The sequence below is a fragment of the Streptomyces sp. MMG1121 genome, assembly GCF_001280015.1.
Taxonomy (GTDB): Bacteria; Actinomycetota; Actinomycetes; order Streptomycetales; family Streptomycetaceae; genus Streptomyces.
This window is the reverse complement of sequence record NZ_LGDV01000177.1, coordinates 72723-95413: the sequence shown is the minus strand read 5'-3', so window position 1 is coordinate 95413 and position 22691 is coordinate 72723. Positions and strand designations below refer to the sequence as shown.

The 22691-nt window shown below is 71.8% G+C and carries 20 protein-coding genes; 10 read left to right on the top strand and 10 right to left on the bottom strand.

Annotated features, from left to right (window positions below; genetic code table 11):
- Window positions 1-7 precede the first annotated feature (7 nt).
- Window positions 8-871 carry an Fpg/Nei family DNA glycosylase gene (locus ADK64_RS16615; protein WP_053659620.1) on the top strand — a complete coding sequence of 288 codons (864 nt, stop codon included), beginning with the start codon at window positions 8-10 and terminating at the stop codon, window positions 869-871.
- A gap of 4 nt (window positions 872-875) precedes the next feature.
- Here ADK64_RS16615 and ADK64_RS16610 read toward each other — a convergent pair whose 3' ends face one another.
- The 3 genes from ADK64_RS16610 to ADK64_RS16600 form a co-directional block, all read right to left on the bottom strand.
- Window positions 876-1529 carry a zf-HC2 domain-containing protein gene (locus ADK64_RS16610; protein ID WP_053659618.1) on the bottom strand — a complete coding sequence of 218 codons (654 nt, stop codon included), beginning with the start codon at window positions 1527-1529 and terminating at the stop codon, window positions 876-878.
- A 151-nt stretch (window positions 1530-1680) separates the two neighbouring features.
- Window positions 1681-2196 carry a hypothetical protein gene (locus ADK64_RS16605; RefSeq protein ID WP_053659616.1) on the bottom strand — a complete coding sequence of 172 codons (516 nt, stop codon included), beginning with the start codon at window positions 2194-2196 and terminating at the stop codon, window positions 1681-1683.
- 143 nt (window positions 2197-2339) lie between these two features.
- A complete protein-coding gene (locus ADK64_RS16600) occupies window positions 2340-2888 on the bottom strand; it encodes a sigma-70 family RNA polymerase sigma factor (RefSeq protein WP_053659614.1) in 549 nt (182 codons plus the stop codon).
- Between the two features lie 215 nt (window positions 2889-3103).
- Between ADK64_RS16600 and ADK64_RS16595 the strand changes: the two genes are divergently transcribed.
- Window positions 3104-4252 (top strand): CapA family protein, encoded by a 1149-nt coding sequence (locus ADK64_RS16595; RefSeq protein ID WP_053659612.1) that lies wholly within the window; start codon window positions 3104-3106, stop codon window positions 4250-4252.
- Between the two features lie 11 nt (window positions 4253-4263).
- Here ADK64_RS16595 and ADK64_RS16590 read toward each other — a convergent pair whose 3' ends face one another.
- A complete protein-coding gene (locus ADK64_RS16590; RefSeq protein WP_053659611.1) occupies window positions 4264-5688 on the bottom strand; it encodes an amino acid permease in 1425 nt (474 codons plus the stop codon).
- A gap of 201 nt (window positions 5689-5889) precedes the next feature.
- Here ADK64_RS16590 and ADK64_RS16585 point away from each other — a divergent pair, with 201 nt between their 5' ends.
- Window positions 5890-7131 (top strand): MFS transporter, encoded by a 1242-nt coding sequence (locus tag ADK64_RS16585; RefSeq protein ID WP_234384602.1) that lies wholly within the window; start codon window positions 5890-5892, stop codon window positions 7129-7131.
- Here the strand turns inward: ADK64_RS16585 and ADK64_RS16580 are convergent.
- The gene (locus ADK64_RS16580) at window positions 7067-7549 is read right to left on the bottom strand and encodes a universal stress protein (protein WP_053659607.1); all 483 of its coding nucleotides are present in this window, start codon (window positions 7547-7549) and stop codon (window positions 7067-7069) included. The two genes, ADK64_RS16585 and ADK64_RS16580, sit on opposite strands and share 65 nt — an antisense overlap.
- Before the next feature lie 135 nt (window positions 7550-7684).
- Here ADK64_RS16580 and lysX point away from each other — a divergent pair, with 135 nt between their 5' ends.
- Both lysX and ADK64_RS16570 read left to right on the top strand, forming a co-directional pair.
- Complete coding sequence (gene lysX / locus ADK64_RS16575) at window positions 7685-10963, top strand: bifunctional lysylphosphatidylglycerol synthetase/lysine--tRNA ligase LysX (RefSeq protein WP_078992686.1); 3279 nt, start codon at window positions 7685-7687, stop codon at window positions 10961-10963.
- Between the two features lie 306 nt (window positions 10964-11269).
- Window positions 11270-12106: a polysaccharide deacetylase family protein gene (locus ADK64_RS16570; protein ID WP_053659605.1), complete on the top strand. Its 837-nt coding sequence runs from the start codon at window positions 11270-11272 to the stop codon at window positions 12104-12106.
- A gap of 37 nt (window positions 12107-12143) precedes the next feature.
- Here the strand turns inward: ADK64_RS16570 and ADK64_RS16565 are convergent, their stop codons facing one another.
- Window positions 12144-12815 carry a class F sortase gene (locus tag ADK64_RS16565; RefSeq protein WP_053659664.1) on the bottom strand — a complete coding sequence of 224 codons (672 nt, stop codon included), beginning with the start codon at window positions 12813-12815 and terminating at the stop codon, window positions 12144-12146.
- Window positions 12816-13147: 332 nt separating this feature from the next.
- Here ADK64_RS16565 and ADK64_RS46660 point away from each other — a divergent pair, with 332 nt between their 5' ends.
- Window positions 13148-13993 carry a hypothetical protein gene (locus ADK64_RS46660; RefSeq protein WP_199829634.1) on the top strand — a complete coding sequence of 282 codons (846 nt, stop codon included), beginning with the start codon at window positions 13148-13150 and terminating at the stop codon, window positions 13991-13993.
- A gap of 78 nt (window positions 13994-14071) precedes the next feature.
- Here the strand turns inward: ADK64_RS46660 and ADK64_RS48660 are convergent, their stop codons facing one another.
- From ADK64_RS48660 to ADK64_RS45935, 3 genes are all read right to left on the bottom strand, one after another.
- The gene (locus tag ADK64_RS48660; protein ID WP_053659604.1) at window positions 14072-14896 is read right to left on the bottom strand and encodes a hypothetical protein; all 825 of its coding nucleotides are present in this window, start codon (window positions 14894-14896) and stop codon (window positions 14072-14074) included.
- A 147-nt stretch (window positions 14897-15043) separates the two neighbouring features.
- Window positions 15044-15808 carry a DUF4239 domain-containing protein gene (locus ADK64_RS16550; RefSeq protein ID WP_078992685.1) on the bottom strand — a complete coding sequence of 255 codons (765 nt, stop codon included), beginning with the start codon at window positions 15806-15808 and terminating at the stop codon, window positions 15044-15046.
- A 33-nt stretch (window positions 15809-15841) separates the two neighbouring features.
- A complete protein-coding gene (locus tag ADK64_RS45935; RefSeq protein WP_159046270.1) occupies window positions 15842-16189 on the bottom strand; it encodes a hypothetical protein in 348 nt (115 codons plus the stop codon).
- 377 nt (window positions 16190-16566) lie between these two features.
- On the opposite strand from ADK64_RS45935, the gene ADK64_RS16540 reads away from it, so the two are divergent.
- From ADK64_RS16540 to ADK64_RS16530, 3 genes are all read left to right on the top strand, one after another.
- Window positions 16567-17529, top strand: a complete 963-nt coding sequence (locus tag ADK64_RS16540) for an SCO0930 family lipoprotein (protein ID WP_053659599.1) — start codon at window positions 16567-16569, stop codon at window positions 17527-17529.
- Window positions 17530-17805: 276 nt separating this feature from the next.
- Complete coding sequence (locus tag ADK64_RS16535; RefSeq protein ID WP_053659597.1) at window positions 17806-18618, top strand: SAM-dependent methyltransferase; 813 nt, start codon at window positions 17806-17808, stop codon at window positions 18616-18618.
- Window positions 18615-20768: a putative bifunctional diguanylate cyclase/phosphodiesterase gene (locus tag ADK64_RS16530; protein ID WP_053659595.1), complete on the top strand. Its 2154-nt coding sequence runs from the start codon at window positions 18615-18617 to the stop codon at window positions 20766-20768. Before ADK64_RS16535 ends, ADK64_RS16530 begins: the two co-directional genes overlap by 4 nt.
- A 246-nt stretch (window positions 20769-21014) precedes the next feature.
- Here ADK64_RS16530 and ADK64_RS16525 read toward each other — a convergent pair whose 3' ends face one another.
- Window positions 21015-21899, bottom strand: coding sequence for a LysR family transcriptional regulator (locus tag ADK64_RS16525; protein WP_053659593.1), 885 nt, complete (start codon window positions 21897-21899; stop codon window positions 21015-21017).
- Window positions 21900-22018: 119 nt separating this feature from the next.
- On the opposite strand from ADK64_RS16525, the gene ADK64_RS16520 reads away from it, so the two are divergent.
- The gene (locus ADK64_RS16520; RefSeq protein WP_053659591.1) at window positions 22019-22690 is read left to right on the top strand and encodes a succinate dehydrogenase; all 672 of its coding nucleotides are present in this window, start codon (window positions 22019-22021) and stop codon (window positions 22688-22690) included.
- The last annotated feature ends 1 nt before the right edge of the window (window position 22691 follow it).

Sequence of the window (22691 nt, the reverse complement as noted above, 5' to 3'; positions counted from 1 at the left end):
TGGGCGTATGCCGGAACTGCCCGAGGTCGAAGCGCTCAAGGACTTCCTCACCGAGAACCTGGTCGGCCACGAAGTCGTACGGGTGCTGCCCGTCGCGATCAGCGTGCTCAAGACGTACGACCCCCCGGTCGGCGCGTTCGAGGGCAGCGAGGTCACCGCCGTGCACCGGTACGGCAAGTTCCTGGACATCGAGGGCGGCACCGGTCTGCACTTCGTCACCCATCTGGCCCGCGCGGGCTGGCTGCACTGGAGGGACCGGCTCCCGGACGGCCCTCCGCGCCCCGGGAAGGGCCCCCTCGCCCTGCGCGTGGCCCTGGAGACCGGTGCGGGCTTCGACCTCACCGAGGCCGGTACCCAGAAGAAGCTGGCCGTGTACCTCGTCCGCGATCCGCACGAGGTGCCCGGGGTGGCCCGACTCGGCCCGGACCCGCTCTCCGCCGACTTCGACGAGGACCGCTTCGCCGCCCTGCTCAAGGGCGAGCGGCGACAGCTCAAGGGGGCCCTGCGCGACCAGTCGCTGATCGCGGGCGTCGGCAACGCCTACAGCGACGAGATCCTGCACGCCGCGAAGATGTCCCCGTTCAAGCTCGCCTCCGCCCTCACCCCGGAGGAGACCCGGTACCTCTACGCGGCCCTGCGCGGCACGCTCACCGAGGCGGTCGCACGCTCCCACGGCATCGCCGCCGGGCGGCTGAAGGCGGAGAAGAAGAGCGGGCTGCGCGTCCACGGCCGCACCGGCGAGCCCTGCCCGGTGTGCGGCGACACCATCCGTGAGGTCTCCTTCAGCGACTCCTCGCTCCAGTACTGCCCCACGTGCCAGACGGGCGGCAAGCCGCTGGCGGACCGCAGGCTGTCCCGACTGCTGAAGTGACGTCCTACGACGGCTCGAGGCTCACCAGCGACCGGCCGTCCTCGGTGCGCACGTCGTAGCGGGCGATCTCGTCCGGGTGCAGCGGGGAGGACCCGAGCGCGGTGAAGGTGCCGGTGTCGCGGCCGGCCTCGGTCCAGGTGCCCGCGGTCTGCTCGGAGCCGTCCCGGCCCACGACCACGAGCCGGCAGGTGTGCGGGCCGGTGCGGTCCTTGACCCGCAGCAGCAGCCGGCTGCCGCTGTCCCCGTCGGCGGCGGCGACCTCGGCCCACACCCCGGTCCTCGGATCGGTCGCCGCGGTGGTGTGCGCGGCCGGTGCGTCATGGCCGGTGAAGGCGACGAGTCCCGGGCCGGCCACGGCCAGCACCACGGAGGCGGCCAGGCCGTACAGGACGCGGCGACGGCGTACCCGCTGCCGGCGCGCCACCTCGCCGAGCAGCCGCTCCAGCAGCCGGGGACCGGGCTGCGCCATGGGGTGCACGAAGCGCGGCGTGGCCCGGCGGTACAGCATCAACTGCCGTGCGGCAGAGCCGAATTCGGTCACCTGCGCAGCGCACCGAGGGCACTCCATGAGGTGGTCCTCGAAGCGGAAGGCCTCCGCCTCGTCCAGCACGCCGAGCGCGTACGCGCCGACGTCGCGATGCCTTTCCTGGGACCTCATGCCGAATCCTCGTGCCGTTGGGTGGGGGTGGGGTCACTCCGTGCACCCATCCGTACGCAGCCGACAGCCGAATCACTCAAGCCACCCACGGAATCCCGGACAGGAGATTCGGAGCCGAGCGGCCCGCGGATTGGTCCGATGCCGGGAGAACTCAGAAAAGATGGATCGCCAGATGTCCGAGCGGCAGTCCGAGCCGCCAGGCCGGTGTCCACACCTTCGGCCCGTCGTCCTCGCCGCCCGCCGCGGCGCCGCCCGGCACCGCGTCCAGGTCCGGCGCGAGCAGCTCGGTCTCCTCCAGCCAGCGCCAGGCGTTCTCGGCGAGAGCCAGGTCGGGCGGGCGGGTGCCGGCCTCGGCGGCCCGGTCGGACAGCTCGGCCATGCGTTCGCGCACCCAGTCCTGCCACGGCTGGTCGTACGCCGTCAGCGACAGCCAGTTCTCCAGCTGGGAGATGACCCGGATCCCGGACAGCTCCCCGTCGGTGTCGGACAGGAAGACGGTGAGCGCCAGCGCGTCCCGGCCGGCCCGGAACTCGAAGGACGTCGGCGGCATGAGATCGCCGGTGCGCAGCAGCTCGTCGGCGATGTACTCGGCGTACAACCAGGCCATGGGGACGGACAGTTCACCACCGTCGGTGCCGTCCGTGCTCTCGTGCCCTCTGTGCAGCATCCCTTCCTGCCCTTCCTCCGGTACGTGCGCGTGGCCCGAACAGCCGGACCCGGCTCCCGCCCGGAACGCGGATGAGGACAGCCCATTGCCCGAACGGGGGCCACAGCAAGGCGCTTTACCGAGGTTTGACCCAGCCTCCGGTTTCAGTGCAGGTCGGCCGCGTAACCCGGCAGGACCCGGCGCAGCGCGCGCAGCGCGTAGAACGCGCGGGACTTCACGGTACCGGGTGGCACGCCCAGGGTCTGCGCCGCTTCCGCCACACTGGCCCCGAGAAAGTACACGAGTACGAGAACGTCACGGTGCTCGGGCGTGAGTGTCTTCACAGCCTCGCGCACATCGAGCATCTCGGCGGCCCGCTCGGCGTGGTCGGCGGTCACCCGCGCGTTCTCGGGAACCTCGTCGCCGACCTCCGCGGGGCGCGCCCGCCGGGCCCGCCGGGCGTCGATCGCGAGCCGCCGGGCGACGGTCAGCAGCCAGGGCCGTACCGAGTCGAACGCGTCGGCGTGCAGTGCCTCGGGGTGCTGCCAGGCGCGCACCAGGGTCTCCTGGGCGAGGTCCTCGGCGCGCTGCCGGTCCCCGTCGCAGAGCCTGAGCAGCAGGGCGAAGAGGGGGCCGCCGTGCTCGCGCTGGAGCGCGGCGAGTTCGTGCTCGGCGGTCGTCGTCCCGCGGGTGGGTGAGGTAGCGGCCGTCATGGGCGTATGCCAGCGCAGCGCGCGGCCGGGGGACAGGGGGCGGGCGTGGCCGTGCGACGGACGGTCGATCGCGTCGGCGAACGGTCGGCCGAGCGGTCCGCGAGGGGCCGATCGGAGCAATGAGGGCACATGATCCGTTTATTCACCGGGTCAGATTCGTACCCATATGCCCGTCACGATCTTGTCGGAAAATACGACATTCCTGGGGTGAGCTGATGATCGGACGCAGACAACAGGTGGCCCTGGCCGTCACCGCCGTCCTCGCGGCCGCGGCCGCGTGCCAGAACCACGCACGGCAGGACGACGGGCGCCCGGGCCCCGGCGGCGCTGCCGCCCGCGGCTTCAGCCTGGTCGCCTCCGGTGACGTCCTGCCGCACACCTCCGTCATCGACCGGGCGGCCTACGACGCCGGCGGCAGCGGCTACGACTTCCGGCCCATGCTCGCCGACGTCGAACCCGTCGTCTCCCACGCCGATCTGGCGCTGTGTCACATGGAAACCGTCTACGGCGTCGCCGGCCACTTCTCCGGCTACCCCGCCTTCAGGACCCCGCCGCAGATCGCCCAGGGCCTCACCGCGACCGGCTACGACAGCTGCTCCACCGCCTCCAACCACGCCCTGGACGACGGCGCCGCCGGCATCCGGCGCACCCTCGGCGCCATGGACGAGGCCGGCCTGAAGCACGCAGGCACCGCCCGCAGCAGGGCCGAGGCCCGCTCGGTCACGATCCTGAAGGCCGGCCCGGCCAGGGTCGCGCACCTGTCGTACACCTTCGGCACCGGCGGCATCCCGCTGCCCGCCGGCGAGCCCTGGGCCGTCAACGGCATCGACGAACAGCGGATCGTCGCCGACGCCCGCACCGCCCGGCGGGCCGGCGCCGACGTGGTCGTGGTGTCCGTGCACTGGGGTACCGACTGGCAGGACGCACCGAACGAGCAGCAGCTCACCCTCGCCCGACGGCTCACCGCCGCCGGCACGAACGGCCGCCCGGACATCGACCTGATCCTCGGCACCCACGCCCATGTCCCGCAGGCATACGAGAAGGTCAACGGCACCTGGGTGATCTACGGCATGGGCGACCAGATCGCCGGCGAGATGTACAACAACCGGGGCGCCCGGGACCCGCGCGGCAACGAGTCCACCCTCGGCCGCTTCACCTTCGCCCCGCCCGCCCGGCCCGGAGGCCGCTGGCAGGTCACCAAGGCCGAGTTCATCCCGCAGCTGTACGACCTCGACGCCGGCCGGGTGGTCGACCTCGACCGGGCCATCGCCGACGGCGCCCGCCTGGAGGGGGTGCGCGACCGCATCCGGGACGTGGTGCTCAGCCGGGGCGCCGCCGAGGACGGCCTGGTCATGGGGGAGTGATCACCCGATGATCACTCGGCGGGCGGCCGTCCGGCCAGCGCCGAGCGCCGGTAGGAATAGCCGAAGTAGATCACGCACCCGATCACGAACCACACCGCGAACCGGACCCAGGTCTCCCACTGCAGGAACGTGATCAGCCAGATCGAGAACACGACCCCGAGCGCCGGCACCACCGGCATCGCCGGGGTGCGGAAGGTGCGCGGCAGGTCCGGCTGCCGGTAGCGCAGCACGATCACGGCCGTGCACACCACCACGAACGCCAGCAGGATGCCGATGTTGGTCAGTTCGGCCGCCGAGCCGATCGGCACGAACCCGGCGATGGCCGCCGAGCCCGCCCCCACGATCCAGGTCACCCGGGTCGGCACATGGCGGGTCGGGTGGGTCTTGGCGAACCACTTGGGCAGCAGTCCGTCGCGGGACATGGAGAACCACACCCGGGTCACGCCCAGCATGAACGTGAACATCACGGTCAGGATGCCGATGATGGCGCCCACCGCGATCACGTCGGCCAGCCCGTTCAGGCCCACCGACTTGAACGCCGTGGAGAAGCCGCTCTCCTTGTCGATGTCCTTGTAGTTCTGCATGCCCGTCAGGACCAGACAGGCCGCCACGTACAGCACCATGGAGATCGCCAGCGAGTAGATGATCGCCTTCGGCATGTGCCGCTGTGCGTCCTTCGACTCCTCGGCCGCCGTCGACATCGCGTCGTATCCGAACACGGCGAAGAACACGGTGGCCGCTCCGGTGAAGGCGCCGCCGACCCCGTACGGGAAGAACGGGTGGTAGTTCGTGGTGTCGATGTGGAACACGCCCACCCCGATCACCACCAGTACCACCAGTACCTTCAGCGCCACCACGATCGTCTCGAAGCGGGCCGCGCTGCGCATGCCCAGGTTCAGCAGCCAGGCGACCAGCAGGCACAGGACGGCCGCGAACAGGTCGACCCGGTGCCCGTCCCCGGTGCCGGGCGCGCCCAGCATCCAGTGCGGCAGGTTCGCGCCCATCTCCTCGACCAGGAAGCTGAAATAGCCCGAGATGCCGATCGCCACCACCGCCACGATCGCCGTGTACTCCAGCAGCAGGTCCCAGCCGATGAACCAGCCCGCGAACTCACCGAGCACCGCGTAGCCGTAGGTGTACGCCGACCCCGCCTTCGGGATCAGCCCGGCGAACTCGGCGTACGACAGCGCCGCACAGGCGCTCGCCACACCGGCGATCAGGAACGACACCAGCACCGCGGGACCGGCCGTGCCGTTGGCCACCGTACCGGCGAGCGTGAAGATGCCGGCGCCGATGATGCCGCCCACGCCGATCGCGGTGAGCTGCCACAGCCCCAGCGACCGGTCCAGCCGGGCGCCCTCGCCGACCTCCGTCTCCTCGATGTGCTCGATGGGTTTGCGGCGGAGAATCCCCTCACCCGCACGGAGCCTGTCCATGAGCCTCACCTCTTCGCCGACGGCAAACGGCTGACGGCGGATCATGATGGCTCAGCCGGGACCCGTACGGAAGACGCCACGCACAGCCCGGGACCGACCCGTGCGCCCGTACAACCAGTGGTTGTGGGCGCCGGGTCTCCGGTTGTTTGCGCCGAGCCCGGCTCGCCGGTTTTCATGTCCCGGGTCAACGGGAGGTTGTGCATGAAGCTGGGGCGGCGGTTCGGATGGCTCTGGGGAGCTTACGCGGTCAGTACGTTCGGCACCTGGCTCGCCTTCGACGCCTTCGCGGTGATCGCCGTCAGCGTGCTGCACGCCGGCTCCGTCGAGGTGTCCCTGCTCGCCTCCGCCGGCCTGGCCGTCGGCGCGGTGGCCGCCGTGCCCCTCGGACCCTGGGTGGAGTTCCACCGCAAGCGCCCGGTGATGATCACGGCCGACCTCGTGCGCGGAGCCGCGCTGCTCACCCTCCCCGCCGCCTACGCGCTCGGAGCGCTCGGCTTCCCGCAGCTGCTGGTGGTCTCCATGATCGTCGCGTCGGCCGACATCACCTTCACCGCCGCCTCCGGCGCTCACCTCAAGGCCCTCGTACCGCCCGCGGACCTGCTCACCGCCACCAGCCGGTTCGAGTCCACCACCTGGACCGCCACCGTGCTCGGCCCGCCGCTCGGCGGCGCCGCGATCGGCCTGCTCGGGCCGCTGACCACGGTGGCCGCGGATGCCGTCAGCTACCTGCTGTCCGCCCTCGGCATCCGCGCCATCGGCACGGGCGAGCCCCGGCCCGAGCGCACCGCACCGCCCCGCCCCGGCGACCTCCTCGACGGCTGGCGGCACCTGCTCACCAGCCCCGCCCTGCGCCCGCTGTTCTTCAACTCGCTCGCCAACAACGCCCTGATCATGGCGGTCGCGCCGGTGCTCGCGGTGCTCATGCTCGGCCACCTGGGCTTCGCGCCCTGGCAGTACGGCCTCGCCTTCGCCGTGCCCTGCCTCGGCGGACTGCTCGGCTCCCGGCTGGCCCGCCCGCTCGCCACCCGGTACGGCCGCCGCCGGGTCCTGCTCACCACCGGCGCGTTGCGCGCGGCATGGCCGATCGGGCTCGCCTTCGTCCGCCCCGGCCTGCCCGGCCTGCTGGTGGTGATGGTGACCGAGGCCGGCCTGATCACCTGCACGGGCGTGTTCAGCCCCGTCCTGGCCGCCGAGCGCCTCGAACTGACCCCGGCCGACCGGGTGGCCCGTACCCTCGCCGCCTGGTCGGTCACCGGCAAGGCCACGACCGCCGCCGTGACCGCCCTGTGGGGCCTGCTGGCCGCCCTCACCAGCCCGCGCACGGCGATCGCCGCGGCCGGGATCCTGCTCCTCGCCACCCCGCTGCTGCTGTGGCGTCCTACGGAACGACGGTCACCGGCCAGCGTCCCGCCTTCACCAGCCGCACCGCCACCGAGCCGATGATCCGGTGCCCGGCCTGCTCCGAGGCACCCACGACCACCGCGTCCGCCGTCAGCTCGTCGGCCGCTTTCACCAGCCCGCTGTAGGGGTCCCCGCGGAAGGTGTGGAACTCCCAGCGCACCTCGAATATCCCCTTGACCCGCTCGGCCGCCTCCCGGATCTGCGTGATCAGATCCTCGGCGATCTCGTCGGTCGTCTCCGCCACCGGCGCCCCGAGCGCCGCCCCGGCCGCGAGCACCGGCTGCACGTACACCACGGCCAGCAGCGCGTGCTGGCGCCGGGCCAGCCCGCCCGCGTACGCGGCCGCGCGCAGCGAGGAGTCGGAGCCGTCCACCCCGACCACGATGACCTTCGGCCCGTCCGTGCCCCGCTCGAACCGGTGCGCCTGCGAGTGAGAGTGCTGCTCGTGCTGTTCCGTCACGGCCGTGAGGCTATCGGAACCGACGGTTCCCGACGGGACACGGGGCCGTGGCCGACCGGGACGACGAGCCGTCCGGCACCCCCGCACCCGGCTCTCGACGGGCGAGCCGCCCGGCCCCTTCCTACAGTCGGAACCATGACCGCCAGCGCGGAGCCCGCCGCACGCAGGGACCCCACGTCCCCGATACGCCCACCCGCCGGCGGGCGCCTCGGCTGGGTGCCCGAGGCCTTCGCGGCCCTCTTCGCCGCGCTCGGCCTGCTGTGCGCCCTGCTCGCGCTCTTCGAACCACTGCGCCGTCTGCTCCGCCCGGTCGCCCACACCCTCGACGCGCTCCTGGTCCCCATCAGCGCCAACCTCGCCTACGCCGTCTTCCTGTTCCTGCTGGCCGGCGCCATCGCCGCCCGCAAGAAGGTCGCCTGGTGGCTGGTCGTCGTCTACCTCGGCCTGCTCGTCCTCACCGACGCGCTCGGCGTGGCCCTCGGCCTGTACGCCCAGTCGCTGCCCTCCCTCGTGCTGTGCGGCCTGCTGCTGCTCCTGCTCGTCGTGGCCCGCCGGGAGTTCTACGCCGCCTCCCGCCGAGCCGCCGTCCGCCGGGCCCTCGGCGTGCTGCTGGCCGGGCTCGTCGTGGCCATCCTGCTGGGCTGGGGCCTGGTCCTGCTGTTCCCGGGCACGCTCCCGGCGGACCAGCATCTGGCCTGGGCGGCCGACCGGGTGTGCGGCGGACTCGTCTCCGACGGCCACTTCACCGGCCGCCCGCCGCGCAGGGTCACCTTCGTGCTCGGCCTGCTGGGCGCCCTCGCCCTGCTCAACGCCGCCGCCACGCTGTTCCGCTCCCAGCGCCTGGAGGCCGCCCTGCACGACGACGAGGAGGCCCGCATCCGCGCCCTCCTCGCGGTCTACGGCGCGCGGGACTCCCTCGGCTACTTCGCCACCCGCCGGGACAAGGCCGTCGTCTTCTCGTCCAGCGGCAAGGCCGCCGTCACCTACCGCGTCGAGACCGGGGTGTGCCTGGCCAGCGGCGACCCCGTCGGCGATCTGGAGGCCTGGCCGCACGCCATCGCCGTCTGGCTGGACCTGGCCCGCCGCTACGCCTGGGCGCCCGCCGTGATGGGCGCCTCCGAGGACGGCGCCCGCGCGTACGCCCGCGCCGGCCTCGGCGCCCTCCAGCTCGGCGACGAGGCGATCCTGCACGTGGCCTCCTTCGACCTGAACGGCCGCGACATGCGCGTCACCCGGCAGGCCGTGCACCGTGTCGCCCGCACCGGCGCCACCTGCCGCATCCGCCGCCACTCCGGCCTGAGCGAACGGGAGATGGAGGAGATCATCGACAAGGCGGACGCCTGGCGCGACACCGAGACCGAACGCGGCTTCTCCATGGCCCTGGACCGGCTCGGCGACCCCGCCGACGGCGACTGCCTGCTCGTGGAGGCCCTCGGCGAGGACGGCCGGCTCCTCGCCCTGCTCTCCCTCGTGCCCTGGGGCCGCGACGGCGTCTCCCTGGACCTGATGCGCCGCGACCGCGCCGCCCCCAACGGGGTCATGGAGTTCATGATCGCCGAACTGTGCGCCGTCGCCCCCAAGCTGGGCGTACGCCGGATCTCGCTGAACTTCGCCGTCTTCCGGTCCGTCTTCGAGGAGGGCGCCCGCATCGGCGCCGGCCCCGTCCTGCGGCTCTGGCGCCGCCTGCTGCTGTTCTTCTCCCGCTGGTGGCAACTGGAGGCGCTGTACCGCTCCAACGCCAAGTACCACCCCGAGTGGTACCCGCGCTTCATCTGCTACGGCGAGACCGCCTCCCTCGCCCGTATCGGACTCGCCTCCGGCATCGCCGAGGGGTTCGTCTCCGTACCGTCGCTGCGCAAGCTCTGGGGCAAGGGGCACCCGAGACCCGGGCAGCGGCCCGCCACCACCCAGGGGCTGCCGCCCCTGGCGCTGCTCGGCCTCGACGGAGGGGCCCAGGCCGGGGCCGCGGCGCCGGACGCGGGCCTGCCCGACCAGGTCCGCGTCCGCCGCCGCACCCTCGACCGGCTGCGCGCCGCCGGCACGGACCCATACCCGGTCGGCGTGCCCGCCCCCACCCACGCCCTCGCCGACGTCCCGCCCGGCGCGGACGTCACCGTGGCCGGCCGGATGATGCTGGTCCGCGACTTCGGCGGCATCGTCTTCGCCGTGCTGCGCGACTGGTCCGGCGACCACCAGATCGCCCTCACCCGCGGCGCGGCGGGCAGCGACCTCGACCGCTTCACCGCCGACACCGACATCGGCGACCACGTCACCGTCACCGGCCGTGCCGGCCGCAGCGACCGGGGCGAGCCCACCGTCTTCGTCACCGACTGGCGGCTCACCGGCAAGTGTCTGCGCCCGCTGCCCGACAAACACCGCGGCCTCACCGACCCCGAGGCCAAGGTCCGCCGCCGCTATCTCGACCTCGCGACCAGCCCCGCCGCCCGCACCGTGATCCGGACCCGCTCCGCGGCCGTGCAGGCCCTGCGCCAGGGCCTGCTGGACCGTGGCTACGTCGAGGTCGAGACCCCGATGCTCCAGCAGATCCACGGCGGTGCCAACGCCCGCCCCTTCACCACTCACATCAACGCCTACGACCTCGACCTGTATCTGCGCATCGCCCCCGAGCTGTATCTGAAACGGCTGTGCGTCGGCGGCCTGGAGAAGGTCTTCGAACTGGGCCGCACCTTCCGCAACGAGGGCGTCTCCCACAAGCACAACCCCGAGTTCACCATGCTGGAGGCCTACCAGGCGCACGCCGACTACACCGTGATGCTCGACCTCACCCGCGAGCTGATCCAGGGCGCGGCGAGCGCCGCCTTCGGCTCCCCGGTGGCCCGGGGGGACGGGCAGGAGTACGACATCTCGGGGCCGTGGCCGGTCAAGACCGTGTACGGGGCGATCTCCGAGGCGCTGGGGGAGGAGATCGGACCCGGCACCGAACTGCTGCGGCTGCACCGGCTGTGCGACCGCACCGGCGTGCCGTACACCGCGGACGACACGCCCGCCGACGTGGTCCTGGAGATGTACGAGCGGCTGGTCGAAGAACGCACCCGACTGCCCACGTTCTACAAGGACTTCCCCACCGACGTCTCCCCGCTGACCCGGCAGCACCGCACCGACCCGCGGCTCGCCGAACGCTGGGACCTCGTCGCCTTCGGCACCGAACTCGGCACCGCCTACTCGGAGTTGACCGACCCCGTCGAACAGCGCCGACGGCTCACCGAGCAGTCGCTGCGGGCCGCGGGCGGCGATCCGGAGGCCATGGAGCTGGACGAGGACTTCCTGGAGGCCCTCGAATACGCGATGCCCCCGACCGGCGGCCTCGGCCTCGGCGTCGACCGGCTCGTCATGTTCCTCACCGGACTGACGATCCGGGAGACCCTGCCGTTCCCGCTAGTGCGCCGCCGCTGACCCCCGGCTCCGGGCCGGCCGCGCGGCACGCAAGGGCAGGACCTGGGCGACGTCCAGCAGCACCACCGCCCGTGCGCCGCGTGACACCCGCCCCGACGCCCCGTTGGCGCCCCCGTTCGTTCACCCGTGCCTGACCAACGCGGCTCGCCCTCCGTATCCCCCATGGCAGTTGCCGTGGACTGACTGCCCGTCAGAAGCCCGTACGGCCCATCGCCACGGCCCCGCACTCGGCCGTCCGGGTGTATTCCCGCCGCCGCACCGGTGCCGTTGGGTCGTGCCGGAGTCCGGCGGGGCGACTGATGAGTCATGCAGAAGGATCAGTTCCTCACACGGCGCCGGATGCTCCTCGCCGGCGCCGCCGCTCTGGGGGCCGCGGGCACTGCCGGAGTCGTCCTGTCAGGGGGCGGCGAGGAGACCGCCCCGGCCACCGCCACCCCCGCTCCCGGCCCGCAGGTCCGGCAGGCGCTCAAGTCGTCCGCCTTCCGGCTCCAACCGCTCATCGGTGACGGCCCCCCGCGCGCCGAGCCGCGCAAGCTGAAGGTCCGCACCGAGCCCATCCTCCGGATCTCCGGGCGCGGCCGGCACATGATGCTGACCTTCGACGACGGCCCCAACCCGGAATACACCCCGCACATCCTGGACACCCTCGCCAAGTACGACGTGCGGGCGATGTTCTTCCTGTGCGGCGAGTGCGTCGTCGAGAACAAGAAACTGGTGGCCCGGATGGCCGACGAGGGGCATGTCGTCGGCAACCACACCTGGACGCATCCGCTGCTGACGACCCTCAACCGTAGCGAGATCCGCCACGAGATGACGAGCACCAGCGACGCCATCGAGGCCTCCTACGGCGAGCGTCCCCAGTGGTTCCGGGCCCCGTACGGAGCCTGGAACCGGGCCGCGTTCCAACTGGGCGCCGAGATGGGCATGGAGCCGATGGCCTGGACGGTGGACACCACCGACTGGATGACACCGGGCACCTCCACCATCATCGACCGGGTGGAGAGCGGCGCCGCCCCCGGTGTCGTGGTGCTCTCGCACGACGCCGGGGGCGACCGTTCGCAAACCGTCCACGCGATCCGGGAATGGCTGCCGCACCTCATCGACTCCGGATATCACCTGACCGTGCCGCGCAGACGCCTGTGACCATTCTTTCGGGGGTGCTCGCCCGGCCGCGGTGGATTCAGTTCACCGCGACCAGGCGGGCGAAGACCACGACGTTTCCGTCGTAGCCGTTCTGTTTCGAGAAACCGCCACCACAGGTGATGACGCGCAGTTCCGGCGTTCCTTTGGAGGAGTAGACCCGGTCACCGGGGAAGTTGGCCTTCGAGAAGACCTCGATGCCGTAGATCTCGAACACCGCGGTCTTTCCGTCCTTGCGCAGGATATCGACCCGGTTTCCCTTCTTCAGGGCTCCGAGCCCGTAGAACACGGCGGGACCCTGCTGGTTGTCGACATGTCCGACGACGACGGCGGTGCCGTTCTCGCCGGGCGAGACCGCGCCGGTGAACCAGCCCGCGAGGTTGGCGTTCCCGGGCGGCGGCGCACTGACCCAGCCGTCCGTGTCCAGGCCGACGGGCATCACCGGCGCGTCCACCTGGATCGCGGGGATCCGTACCCGGTCGGCGGCGGAGAACGCGAGCGGCGCCGGCGCCGAGCCGAGGGTGCCCACGGTGGTACGGCCGTCCGGTGCCACCGCCGAAGCGGGCTGCGGCGGGCCGACGTCGAACTCTCCGGAACCATTCCGGATGAGCGCCAGGCCGGTCAGCAGAACAAGCGCTATCACGCCCCACGGGGCACGCTTCTTCCGCCGCTCCTCCTCTTCGGCAAGCTCGAACAGTCCGGACCCAGACATTCGCCATCCCTTCTCGACGCGGCCGCCGCCGCGTGCGTCGCGCATGGGAAAACGCTAAGTCCCGCGCGAGCCGTGGGCGACGGGGCAACCGGCGAACGGGTGGCCCGCCACGGGTGAAGTGCGCCATCTGAGTTGCCGTTTCCTGGATTTTTCTGACGGTCCGTGACCTGCAGCAATATCCGATTGTGTGCTTTTGGTCCGGCGTGTTGCCTCACCAGGACGGACCATTCTCGACATGCGGGCGTGTTCCCGGGGTTCGAGGGTCTCTCCCGGGAGGTGTTTTCTCGCCGATCGACCGGGACCGGACCCGGGCGCCTCCCGCGGAGGTTCACATGCGAAACCAAGGTGCCCACGCGGCTGCGTGGGCCGCGGTCGCCGTGCTCGGGCTCGCCGTCCCTGTGGCCGCCGCGGACGGCATGGGCAACGGCGGCGGCCCGACCGAGAACGACTCACATTTCACCCCGGCCAACGGCGGCATCAGCGGAAACATCAAAATCCGCATCCACGGTCACTTCAACGACGGGGACCGCCGCTTCGGCGACAGGAGCCGTGGGGACAGCGGCCGTGGGGACAGCGGCCGCGACCCGGGCCGGGGATACGACTTCGGCCGGGGCGACGACTCCTGCGCGTGCGAAGACGGAGGGGGCCGTGGCGACGACGGGGGCGGCCGTCGTGACGGTGGTCGGGATGACGGCGGCCGTCGTGACGGTGGCCGCAGTGGCGGTGGTCGGGATGACGGTGGTCGGGACGAGGGCGGCCGTGGTGACGGCGGGCGGGACGACGGCGATCCGCGGCGCATCGTCGCCCTGCCCGGCGTGGTCGCGAGAGGTGCCCGGCTCACCGTCGCCGTGGACGGCTGCCGCGACGGCGCCATGGGCTCCGGGGTCTTCCCCACCACCCGGCTCAACCCGTTCCGCGACGACACCTCCCGGGGTTCCACCCTCATCGACCACGACGCCCGTCCCGGCCGGTACGACATCAGGGTCCGCTGTGACGGCAGGACCCTGACCCGATCGGCCGCGTTCACCGTGATCGGCGGTGTCCACGGCGGTGCCGGTGGCAGCAGGTCCACGGGTGCCACGCCGGCCGACATGGCCATCGGCGGCGCGCTCGTGGGCTCGGCGGTGATCGCGGGCGGTGTGTACTGGCTGCGCCGCCGGAACGAGAAGCGGATCTGACGTCCCGGCGCCCGGCGGACGGACGTTCGCCCCGGTCCCTCGCGGGAGCCGGGGCGAAGGCCCGCCGGTGCAGAGCAGTCAGCCGCCGTCCTCGTCGGCCCGGCGGCGCGCGAAGTGGTAGGCGGTGCCGAGCGAGCCGGCGATCAGCGCCGCGCCGAGGCCGATCTCCTTGAGGTCGAACCCGGCGATGCTGCCGCCCGCACCGGCCCGCACCCCGTGCTGAGCCGACTGGAACGGCTCGTCCGGCGACTGGTCGCGGGACTCGCCGCGGGACGAGTCGCGGGATTGATCGGGGTACTGGTCGTCGCTGCGGCTGTCGTTCCCACTGTCGCTGCGGCTGTCGCTGCGGCCGTCGTTCCCACTGTCGCTGCGGCTGTTGCTCCGGCCGTCGTTCCCGCTGTCGTTCCCGCTGTTGCTCCGGCCGTTGTTCCCACTGTCGCTGCGGCTGTCGTTCCCGCTGTTGCTCCGGCTGTCGTTTCCGCTGTCGTTGCGACTGTTGCTCCGGCCGTCGTTCCCGCTGTCGCTCCGGCCGTCGCCGTGCCCGTCGGCGATCGTGAGATCGGTGGAGCCGCTCACCCCGTCACAGCGGTACGTCACCGAGTACGCGGCCTCGGGCTTGGCGTCCCGGTCGACCACGGCGGTCGCCGAGGACCGCTCCGGCGGGATCCGTACCGTGTCGAAGACGCCGGAGGACACCGTGGCGGTGCCCCGGCAGCCGCCGTCCCGGTCGAGGCGCAGGTTCACCTTGCCGCCGGCCGTGATGCTGGACGGGGCGAGGCGGAACCCGAGCGGCGTGACGTCGTGGCCGTCGTCACCGGCGACGGCGGGTGTGAGCACGGGTACGGTGAGGGCGAGGACGCCGACGCCCAGCAACGCGGACGAAGCGACGCGTATCGCGCGCATGTGTTTCCTCCGGTCCCCGAGGGGCAGGTGCGGACCTCTTCCGCTTGGGTCAGAAATGCACCTCGATGACCGGAACGCTAGGAACATCTGCACACCCGCGCGATCGGAGTAGCGCGAATGGGGCACGGGTGTGCGCCGTCCGGGGGATTATTTGATGATCGTCGGGAACAGGTTCTGGAACGGCTCGGCGGTCACCGCGATGCCCCGGCTGAAGGGGGCGTCGAAGTCCCAGATGAGGAACAGCATGAAGGCGATGGTCGCGGAGAACAGCCCGGCCAGGACCAGTTCACGCCTGGTGCGCCGGATCTGGAGCGCGAACACCATGCCGACGGTGACCAGCCCCCCGATGAGCAGTCCCCACCACACCACCGACGGCATCGTGGCCCCGGTGGAGTCGGCGCGGGCGTTGCGGGCCTGGTCGGCGGCGGTCATCTGGTCCAGCAGCGGCTGGTAGGCCTGCGCCTCGAAGTCGTTCTTCGGCTGGTAGTCGGTGACGTCCTGGCGGACCTTCTGCAGCAGCGCCGTACCGCGGTCGGTGACGCGCTCGTCGTGGGCCATCGTCTTCCACTCGTGGTCGACGACGTAGCTGACGTAGGCGTTGACGTCGTTCCGGATGCCGTCACGGACGGTCGGCGGATAGACCCGGACCCGCTCCGAGATCTCGTGCAGCGCCTGGGCCTCGTTCTGCACGAAGTTCTCGGCGGAGCTGCGGGCCTCCCACACGCCCGCGATGGCGAGGCCCAGGACGATGGCGTACACGACGCCGATCCACATGGTCATGTACTCGATGACGTCCGGGGTTTCGTTGGGGTCCTCGTCCTCGGGAGCCCGCTTGCTCCGTACAAGGGTGACGACCACCACCACGGCGCAGGCCCCCAGCATCGCGAGGACGAGAACAAGCCAATCCGACAACGGATACCTCCAGAGGGTGAGCGGCCCGGCGGGTCAGCGCGGGCGCAGGGCCGCGACGGCGACGATCGCGGGGACGGTGATGAGCAGGACGTAGGTGACCGGCGTGGTGTGATCGGGCGCGGTGTGCGCCACGGGGTGCGGGTGGTACGCCGGATAGCTCACCGGGGCCGACGAGAGCCGCGGCGCGGGCTTCGGCCTGGGGGCCGGCGTGGGCGGGCACGGCGGCGGTGTCGGCTTGGGGCAGGGCGGGGGAGTGGGCCAGTGGTCGCCGCCGGCCCAGGCGACCGCCACCGTGCCGTCCGGTCCCGTGGAGGCGTACGCGCAGGCGTCGGCCGACGCGCTGCCGGCCGGGCAGCCCACCAGGGTCCAGCTCAGTGTCAACAGGGCCAACACCCTTACGGCGGGCGCGCATCGAGTCACTTCGGGTCCATGCACGACCGAGATCATGAAGGGTGAAAGGAGGTCATGTGCCGTAGTGCGCCGGGATTGATCCGAAGGGGGTACATCGCATGATCAATGGTTTGACGCGTCGAAGTGTGCGGTTGGCGTGAAACGTGCGCCCGCGTACGCCTCCTGCCGAGGCGCCGCACCCCGAGCCGAGGCAGCGCGCGTCACCGGATCCGGAATGAAGTTCCCCAAGAAATTCCCGAAGAACTTCCCGTCCCCGTTGAACGCTCCGCCCCCTCCGCCGCGTACCCATGGCCGTGCGGCGGCGCAGCAAGTCTCCGCAACATCCAGGCGATAATGGGGAGTTGACGATGAAGACCTCCTGGCGGACCGCCGCACTGGTGGCCACAGCCGCCTCGGTGCTGGCGCTGACGACGGCGTGCGGTCAGGACAACAGCGCCGGTCCGGCCGCCGCGGCCCAGAACGTCGGGGCCACCGCGCCCGCGGGCAGCCCGACCGGCGGCGCCGCCGTCGGCACCGGCGCGGGCAACGGCTACGGCGCCGACGGCAACAAGAGCACCGCCTCCCCGACCCAGGCCGCCCCCGCGGGCAAGCTCACCGTGGCCGCCAACCCCGACCTCGGCAACGTCCTGACCGACGGCTCCGGCCTCACCCTCTACCGCTTCGACAGCGACACCGCCGACCCGCCCAAGTCGAACTGTGACGGCGACTGCGCCACCACCTGGCCGCCGGTGCCCGCCGGCGATGCCAGTGCGGGTGCCGGCATCGACAAGTCGCTGCTCGGCGAGGTGACCCGCAGCGACGGCACCAAGCAGCTCACCGTCGGCGGCTGGCCCGCGTACCGCTACGCCAAGGACGCCAGCGCCGGTGACGTCAACGGCCAGGGTGTGGGCGGCAAGTGGTTCGCGCTGGCGCCCGACGGCAAGAAGGCCTCGCTGGCCGCCCTGCCCGGCCTGTCCGTCCGCAAGGACCCCAAGCTCGGCGACATCGTCGTCGACAAGAACGGCAGGACGGTCTACCGCTTCCTGAAGGACGAGGCCTGGCCCAAGTCCGTCTCGAACTGCACCGGAGCCTGCCTCGAGAAGTGGCCCGCGGTCGCTCCGGTCAAGGAGCAGGACACGAAGGGCGTCAAGAAGAAGGGCCTGATGGGCTTCACCCGTCCCGACGGTGTGAAGCAGATGACCGTCAACTGCTGGCCGATCTACACCTTCTCCGGGGACAAGGCCCCTGGTGACACCAACGGTCAGGGCGTGGGCGGCACTTGGTACGCCGTCTCGCCCGACGGCAAGCCGGTCGGCGCGCCGGGCAAGTAGATCACCTCCCCAGGGTCGATCGCCCCGCCCGGCCCGGAGCGCCACCGAGGTCCGCCCCCTCCGCACCGCACGGAGGGGGCGGACCGTTGTGCTGGGCGGATGAAGCCCAGGTAGGGGCGGTCGTCACGCAGCGGGTTCGGACCGGCACATGCCGCAGGCAGTGACCGGGAACGGATGGTCAATTTCCGGTTCGGGTCGCCCCTTTGGCAGGCGATCAGTAGCCTCTGCTCGAACACCGGATCGCCTACGCCTGTCGTCCACGCCTTGGAGAGATACATGGAGCGTCCCGCCTGGGCCCCACGGAGCATCGACATCTCGGTGCCGAGCGTCTCGCGGATCTACGACTACTACCTGGGCGGTTCGCACAACTTCGAGGTCGACCGGGAAGCTGCTCGCAAGGCGATGGAGTTCATGCCCGGCCTGCCCAAAACCATGCAGGCCAACCGGGCGTTCATGCGCCGGGCCGTGCGGTTCGCGGCCGAGGCGGGCCTCACCCAGTTCCTCGACATCGGCTCGGGCATCCCGACGTTCGGCAACGTCCACGAGGTGGCCCGGGCGGCGGCACCGGGCGCGCGCGTGGTCTACGTCGACCACGACCCGGTCGCCGTCGCGCACAGCGAGGCGGTGCTGGCGGGCGAGGAGCACGCGGACGTGATCGCGGCGGACCTCCGCAAGCCCCAGGAGATCCTCGCGAGCCCCCGGTTGGAGCGGCTGATCGACCTGAATCGGCCAGTGGCCCTCCTGCTCGTTGCCATACTGCACTTCGTGGAAGACGCGGACGACCCCTACGGTGCGGTGGCCGAGCTGCGGGAGGCGCTCGCCCCCGGCAGCCTGCTGATCCTCACCCATGCCTCGTACGAGGGAATCCCGGTGCCCGCCGAGCGGGCCGAGGGGGCGGTGGACGTATACAAGGACATTCGCAACCCGCTGATCATGCGCTCGCGCGACGAGATCGCGCGGTTCTTCGAGGGGTACGACATGGTGGAACCCGGACTGGTGCCGATGCCGCACTGGCGCCCGGAGACGGCGCCGGAGGACGAGGATCCGTTCGCCTTCTCCGGATTCGCCGGCGTGGGGCGCACGGCGTGAGCGCGGAGCCGGACGGGCCGGAGGGCAGACTGCGCCGGTTCGCGACGATCTGGAGCCGGGCGGTCTACCCGGTGACCTCCACCTCGCTGACCCGCGTCGAGTTCGAACGGCAACTGCTGCCGCTCGCCCGCCGGTTGAGCGAGCTGCTGCGGGCGCACAGCTTCGACGCGGACGGCGCGAAGGCGGTCGGTGCCGCCCTGGTGGACGCGCACTGCACCGACCCCGAGGCGCTCACTCGCACGCTGGACTGCGTCGACGCCTATCTGGTGCTGTACTGCGGCGAGGACGGCCCCGAGGCCCCCCAGGACGCACCGCGGCTGCGTTCCTCGCGGTTGCAGCACACGATGGCCGCCGGGTTCGCGCAGGCGCTGCGCGAGCGCACCCTCGCCGAGCAGGAGTCCATCGCCCAGGCCGCATTGCGGGCCCAGGGTGTGGTCGCGCAGGCGCTGCACGCCAGCGAGGCCCGCTTCCGCGCGGTCTTCGAGGGCGCGGCCATAGGAATCGGCATCGCCGACCTCGACGGCCACATCCTCCAGGTCAACGGGGCGCTGCTGCGCATGTTCGGGATCTCCGAGCAGACCCTGCGCGGACGCCGCGTCCAGGACTGGGTGCATCCCGAGGACGCCCCGCAGACCTGGAAGCTGTACGAGGAGCTGGTCCTCGGCAACCGCGAGCACTACCACATGGAGAAGGCCTTCAACCGCCCGGACGGCACGGTCCTGTGGACCAATCTGACGGTCTCGCTGCTGCGCGACGCCGACGGCGACCCGCAGTACCAGCTCGCCCTGATGGAGGACACCACCGAGCGGCGGCTGCTCAACCTCCGGCTGCGCTACGAGGCCACGCACGACGCGCTCACCGGACTGCCCAACCGCACCCTGTTCTTCGAGCGCCTGGAAAAGGCGCTGGCGGCCGGCGAGGGACAGCGCTTCGGGCTGTGCTACCTCGACCTGGACGGCTTCAAGACCATCAACGACAGCCTCGGGCACGCGGCCGGCGACCGGCTGCTGGTCGAGGTCGCCGACCGGCTGCAGTCCTGCGCGACCGCGCCCGGCGAGATGGTCGCCCGGCTCGGCGGCGACGAGTTCGTGGCCCTGATCACGGGGCCCGGCACGGAGCGCACGGTGGACGAACTCGCCGAGCGCATCATGAGCGCCCTGGTCACCCCGATCAGCATCGACGGCCGCGACCTCATGGTGCGCGGCAGCCTCGGCATCGTCGAGGGCCCGGCCGGGGAGCGCACCGCGGCGGAGGTGCTGCGCAGCGCGGACATCACCATGTACCGGGCCAAGTCGGCGGGCGGCAACCGCTTCGAACTCGCCGACCCCGAGGCCGACGCCCGCGCCATCACCCGGCACGGCCTGACCACGGCCCTGCCGACCGCCCTGGAGCGCGGCGAGTTCTTCATCGAGTACCAGCCGCTGGTCCACCTCGGCGACGGCAGCGTGCGCGGAGCCGAGGCCCTGGTGCGCTGGCTGCATCCGCAGCACGGGGTCCTCGGCCCGGACCGCTTCATCCCGCTCGCCGAGCACACCGGCCTGATCGTTCCGCTCGGCCGCTGGGTGCTGGAGGAGTCCATCCGACAGGCCCGCGCCTGGCGTGAACGGTACGGCGAGGAGACGAGTGCCGGGCCGCTGCGCATCAACGTCAACCTGTCGCCGTGCCAGCTCACTCATCCGGGTCTGGTCCAGGACACGGTCGACATCCTGGAGCGCTCGGGTGTCACTCCGGACGCGCTGTGCCTGGAGGTCACCGAGTCCGCGCTGATCGGCGCCGACGACGATCTGCTCAAACCCCTGCGCCGGCTGGCCGAGATGGGCGTCGACATCGCGCTGGACGACTTCGGCACGGGCTACTCGAACCTGGCGAATCTGCGGCGCCTGCCGGTCAGCATCCTCAAACTGGACCGCTCCTTCACCCAGGGCATGCAGCAGTTCCCCGCCGATCCGGTCGATCTGAAGATCGTCGAGGGGATCGTCACCCTGGCCCACAGCCTGGACCTCGCGGTCACCGTCGAGGGCGTCGAAACCGGCGCCCAGGCCGAGCAGTTGCGGATACTGGGCTGCGACACGGCCCAGGGCTGGTACTACGCGAGGCCGGGCCCACCGGAACGGCTCCACGATCTGGCACTGGTGGACGCGACGGGCTGACCGGGGCCGGCGGTTCGCTGTCCCGCGTGTGCGACTCGGCCCGCGCCGGCAGCCGGTGACCGCTTGCCGGCACCGGGATCGCCAGGACGAAGGCGGCGCCACCGACGTAGCACGGCACGCTCGGATCGGTGGCGTCGGCGAGCCTCCCGGTGACGTAGGGGGCGAGGACGCCGCCGCTGAAGCGCAGGAAGCCGTACGCGCAGGAGGCGACCGGGCGTTGCACGGTCAGGACGCCGGCGCGACCGGTCAGTGCGCGAGCAGCATCCGCTGCAACTCCCGGGCCGCGCGCGGCGGAGCGACGTCGCTGCGGTGTGCCAGCGCGATCGTCCGGTGCAGTCCGGGCCGGGCCAGCGGGGTCACCCGCAGACCGCGCCCGGAGCGGGACGCGACCATGCGCGGGACGACGGCCGCGCCGAGCCCCGCCCGTACGAAGCCGAGCACCGCGTCCATCTCGCCGCCCTCCACGGCGAAGTCCGGCTCGAAGCCCTCCGCGCGACAGGCCGCCACGGTCAGCTCCCGCAGGTCGTACCCGTGCCGGAACATCACCAGCCGCTCGCCCTCCAGGTCCGCGATCCGCACCACCCGCCCGCCCCGGCCGGGCGCCGGCGCCTCGGGCGAGGACACCACGACCAGGTCCTCCCGCAGCAGCTCCACCGTGGTCAGCGCGGGCGACGGTGTCGGCAGCGGCAGCACGACCAGGGCGAGGTCGAGCGCGCCCCGGGCCAGCTCGCGCACCAGGTCGTGCGAGCCGCCCTCCTCGATCAGCAGCTGGATGCCGGGATAGCGGTCGTGGAAGGCGCGCAGCACGTCCGGCAGCAGACCCGTGCACAGGCTCGGCGTCGCCCCGAGCCGCACCCGCCCCCGACGCAGCTGCACCAGCTCCTGCACCTCGTGGCGGGCGGTGTCCGCGTCGGCCAGGATGCGCCGGGCGAGCGGCAGCAGCGCCTCGCCCGCGTCGGTGAGCGTGATGTTGCCACGGGCGCGCAGGAACAGATCCGCGCCCAGCTCCCGCTCCAGTGCCTTGATCTGCTGCGACAGCGACGGCTGGGCGACGTGCACCAGCTCGGCGGCCCGGGTGAAGTGCCGGGTCTCGGCGACGGCGACGAAGTACTGGAGCTGCTGGAACTGCATCCAGCCAGGATAGTCTTCTCCTATGGAAACGAGCCGGACCATGTCTTGGACCGATCGGGTCCTTCGGCCCTAGCGTGCTGGACATGGCTCTGGCAACGCGGACGGATCGACGGCCGTCCATGGCACGCACGATGTGGGACTCCACCGTCGGCAAGAAGACGGTCATGGCCGTCAGCGGCCTGATCATGCTGGCGTACCTGGTCGTCCACATGATCGGCAATCTGAAGATCTACTTCGGCGCGGGCGAGTTCAACCACTACGCCCACTGGCTGCGCACCCTGGGCGAGCCGTTCATGCACTACGAGTGGACGCTCTGGCTCATCCGGATCGTGCTGGTCGTCGCCGTGGTCGCCCACGCCACGTCCGCCTACCAGCTCAGCCGCCGGGACATCAGGGCGCGGCCCAGCAAGTACGTGCACGGCAGGCCGCGGGCGAGCTACGCCACCCGCACCATGCGGTGGGGCGGGGTCATCCTCGGCCTGTTCGTCGTCTGGCACGTCCTGGACCTGACCACCGGCACCGTGCACCCGGGCCGCTTCGAGCACGGGCACCCGTACCAGAACGTCGTCTCCGACTTCTCCCACTGGTACAGCAACGTCATCTACATCGTCGCGATGCTCGCGCTCGGCCTGCACATCCGGCACGGATTCTGGAGCGCCGCGCAGACCCTCGGCGTCGGCAGCCGCACCCGCGACCGCGCCCTGAAGACCATCGCCGACGTCCTCGCGCTGCTGCTCACGGCCGGCTTCATCGCCGTACCCGTGGGTGTCATGACCGGAGTGGTGAGCTGAC

Excerpts from the sequence above, each read along its gene's own strand:
- ADK64_RS16615 (WP_053659620.1), top strand. The coding sequence starts at position 8 with ATGCCGGAACTGCCCGAGGTCGAAGCGCTCAAGGACTTCCTCACCGAG.
- ADK64_RS16610 (WP_053659618.1), bottom strand. The coding sequence starts at position 1,529 with ATGAGGTCCCAGGAAAGGCATCGCGACGTCGGCGCGTACGCGCTCGGC.
- ADK64_RS16605 (WP_053659616.1), bottom strand. The coding sequence starts at position 2,196 with ATGCTGCACAGAGGGCACGAGAGCACGGACGGCACCGACGGTGGTGAA.
- ADK64_RS16600 (WP_053659614.1), bottom strand. The coding sequence starts at position 2,888 with ATGACGGCCGCTACCTCACCCACCCGCGGGACGACGACCGCCGAGCAC.
- ADK64_RS16595 (WP_053659612.1), top strand. The coding sequence starts at position 3,104 with ATGATCGGACGCAGACAACAGGTGGCCCTGGCCGTCACCGCCGTCCTC.
- ADK64_RS16590 (WP_053659611.1), bottom strand. The coding sequence starts at position 5,688 with ATGGACAGGCTCCGTGCGGGTGAGGGGATTCTCCGCCGCAAACCCATC.
- ADK64_RS16585 (WP_234384602.1), top strand. The coding sequence starts at position 5,890 with ATGAAGCTGGGGCGGCGGTTCGGATGGCTCTGGGGAGCTTACGCGGTC.
- lysX (WP_078992686.1), top strand. The coding sequence starts at position 7,685 with ATGACCGCCAGCGCGGAGCCCGCCGCACGCAGGGACCCCACGTCCCCG.
- ADK64_RS16570 (WP_053659605.1), top strand. The coding sequence starts at position 11,270 with ATGCAGAAGGATCAGTTCCTCACACGGCGCCGGATGCTCCTCGCCGGC.
- ADK64_RS16565 (WP_053659664.1), bottom strand. The coding sequence starts at position 12,815 with ATGTCTGGGTCCGGACTGTTCGAGCTTGCCGAAGAGGAGGAGCGGCGG.
- ADK64_RS46660 (WP_199829634.1), top strand. The coding sequence starts at position 13,148 with ATGCGAAACCAAGGTGCCCACGCGGCTGCGTGGGCCGCGGTCGCCGTG.
- ADK64_RS48660 (WP_053659604.1), bottom strand. The coding sequence starts at position 14,896 with ATGCGCGCGATACGCGTCGCTTCGTCCGCGTTGCTGGGCGTCGGCGTC.
- ADK64_RS16540 (WP_053659599.1), top strand. The coding sequence starts at position 16,567 with ATGAAGACCTCCTGGCGGACCGCCGCACTGGTGGCCACAGCCGCCTCG.
- ADK64_RS16535 (WP_053659597.1), top strand. The coding sequence starts at position 17,806 with ATGGAGCGTCCCGCCTGGGCCCCACGGAGCATCGACATCTCGGTGCCG.
- ADK64_RS16525 (WP_053659593.1), bottom strand. The coding sequence starts at position 21,899 with ATGCAGTTCCAGCAGCTCCAGTACTTCGTCGCCGTCGCCGAGACCCGG.
- ADK64_RS16520 (WP_053659591.1), top strand. The coding sequence starts at position 22,019 with ATGGCACGCACGATGTGGGACTCCACCGTCGGCAAGAAGACGGTCATG.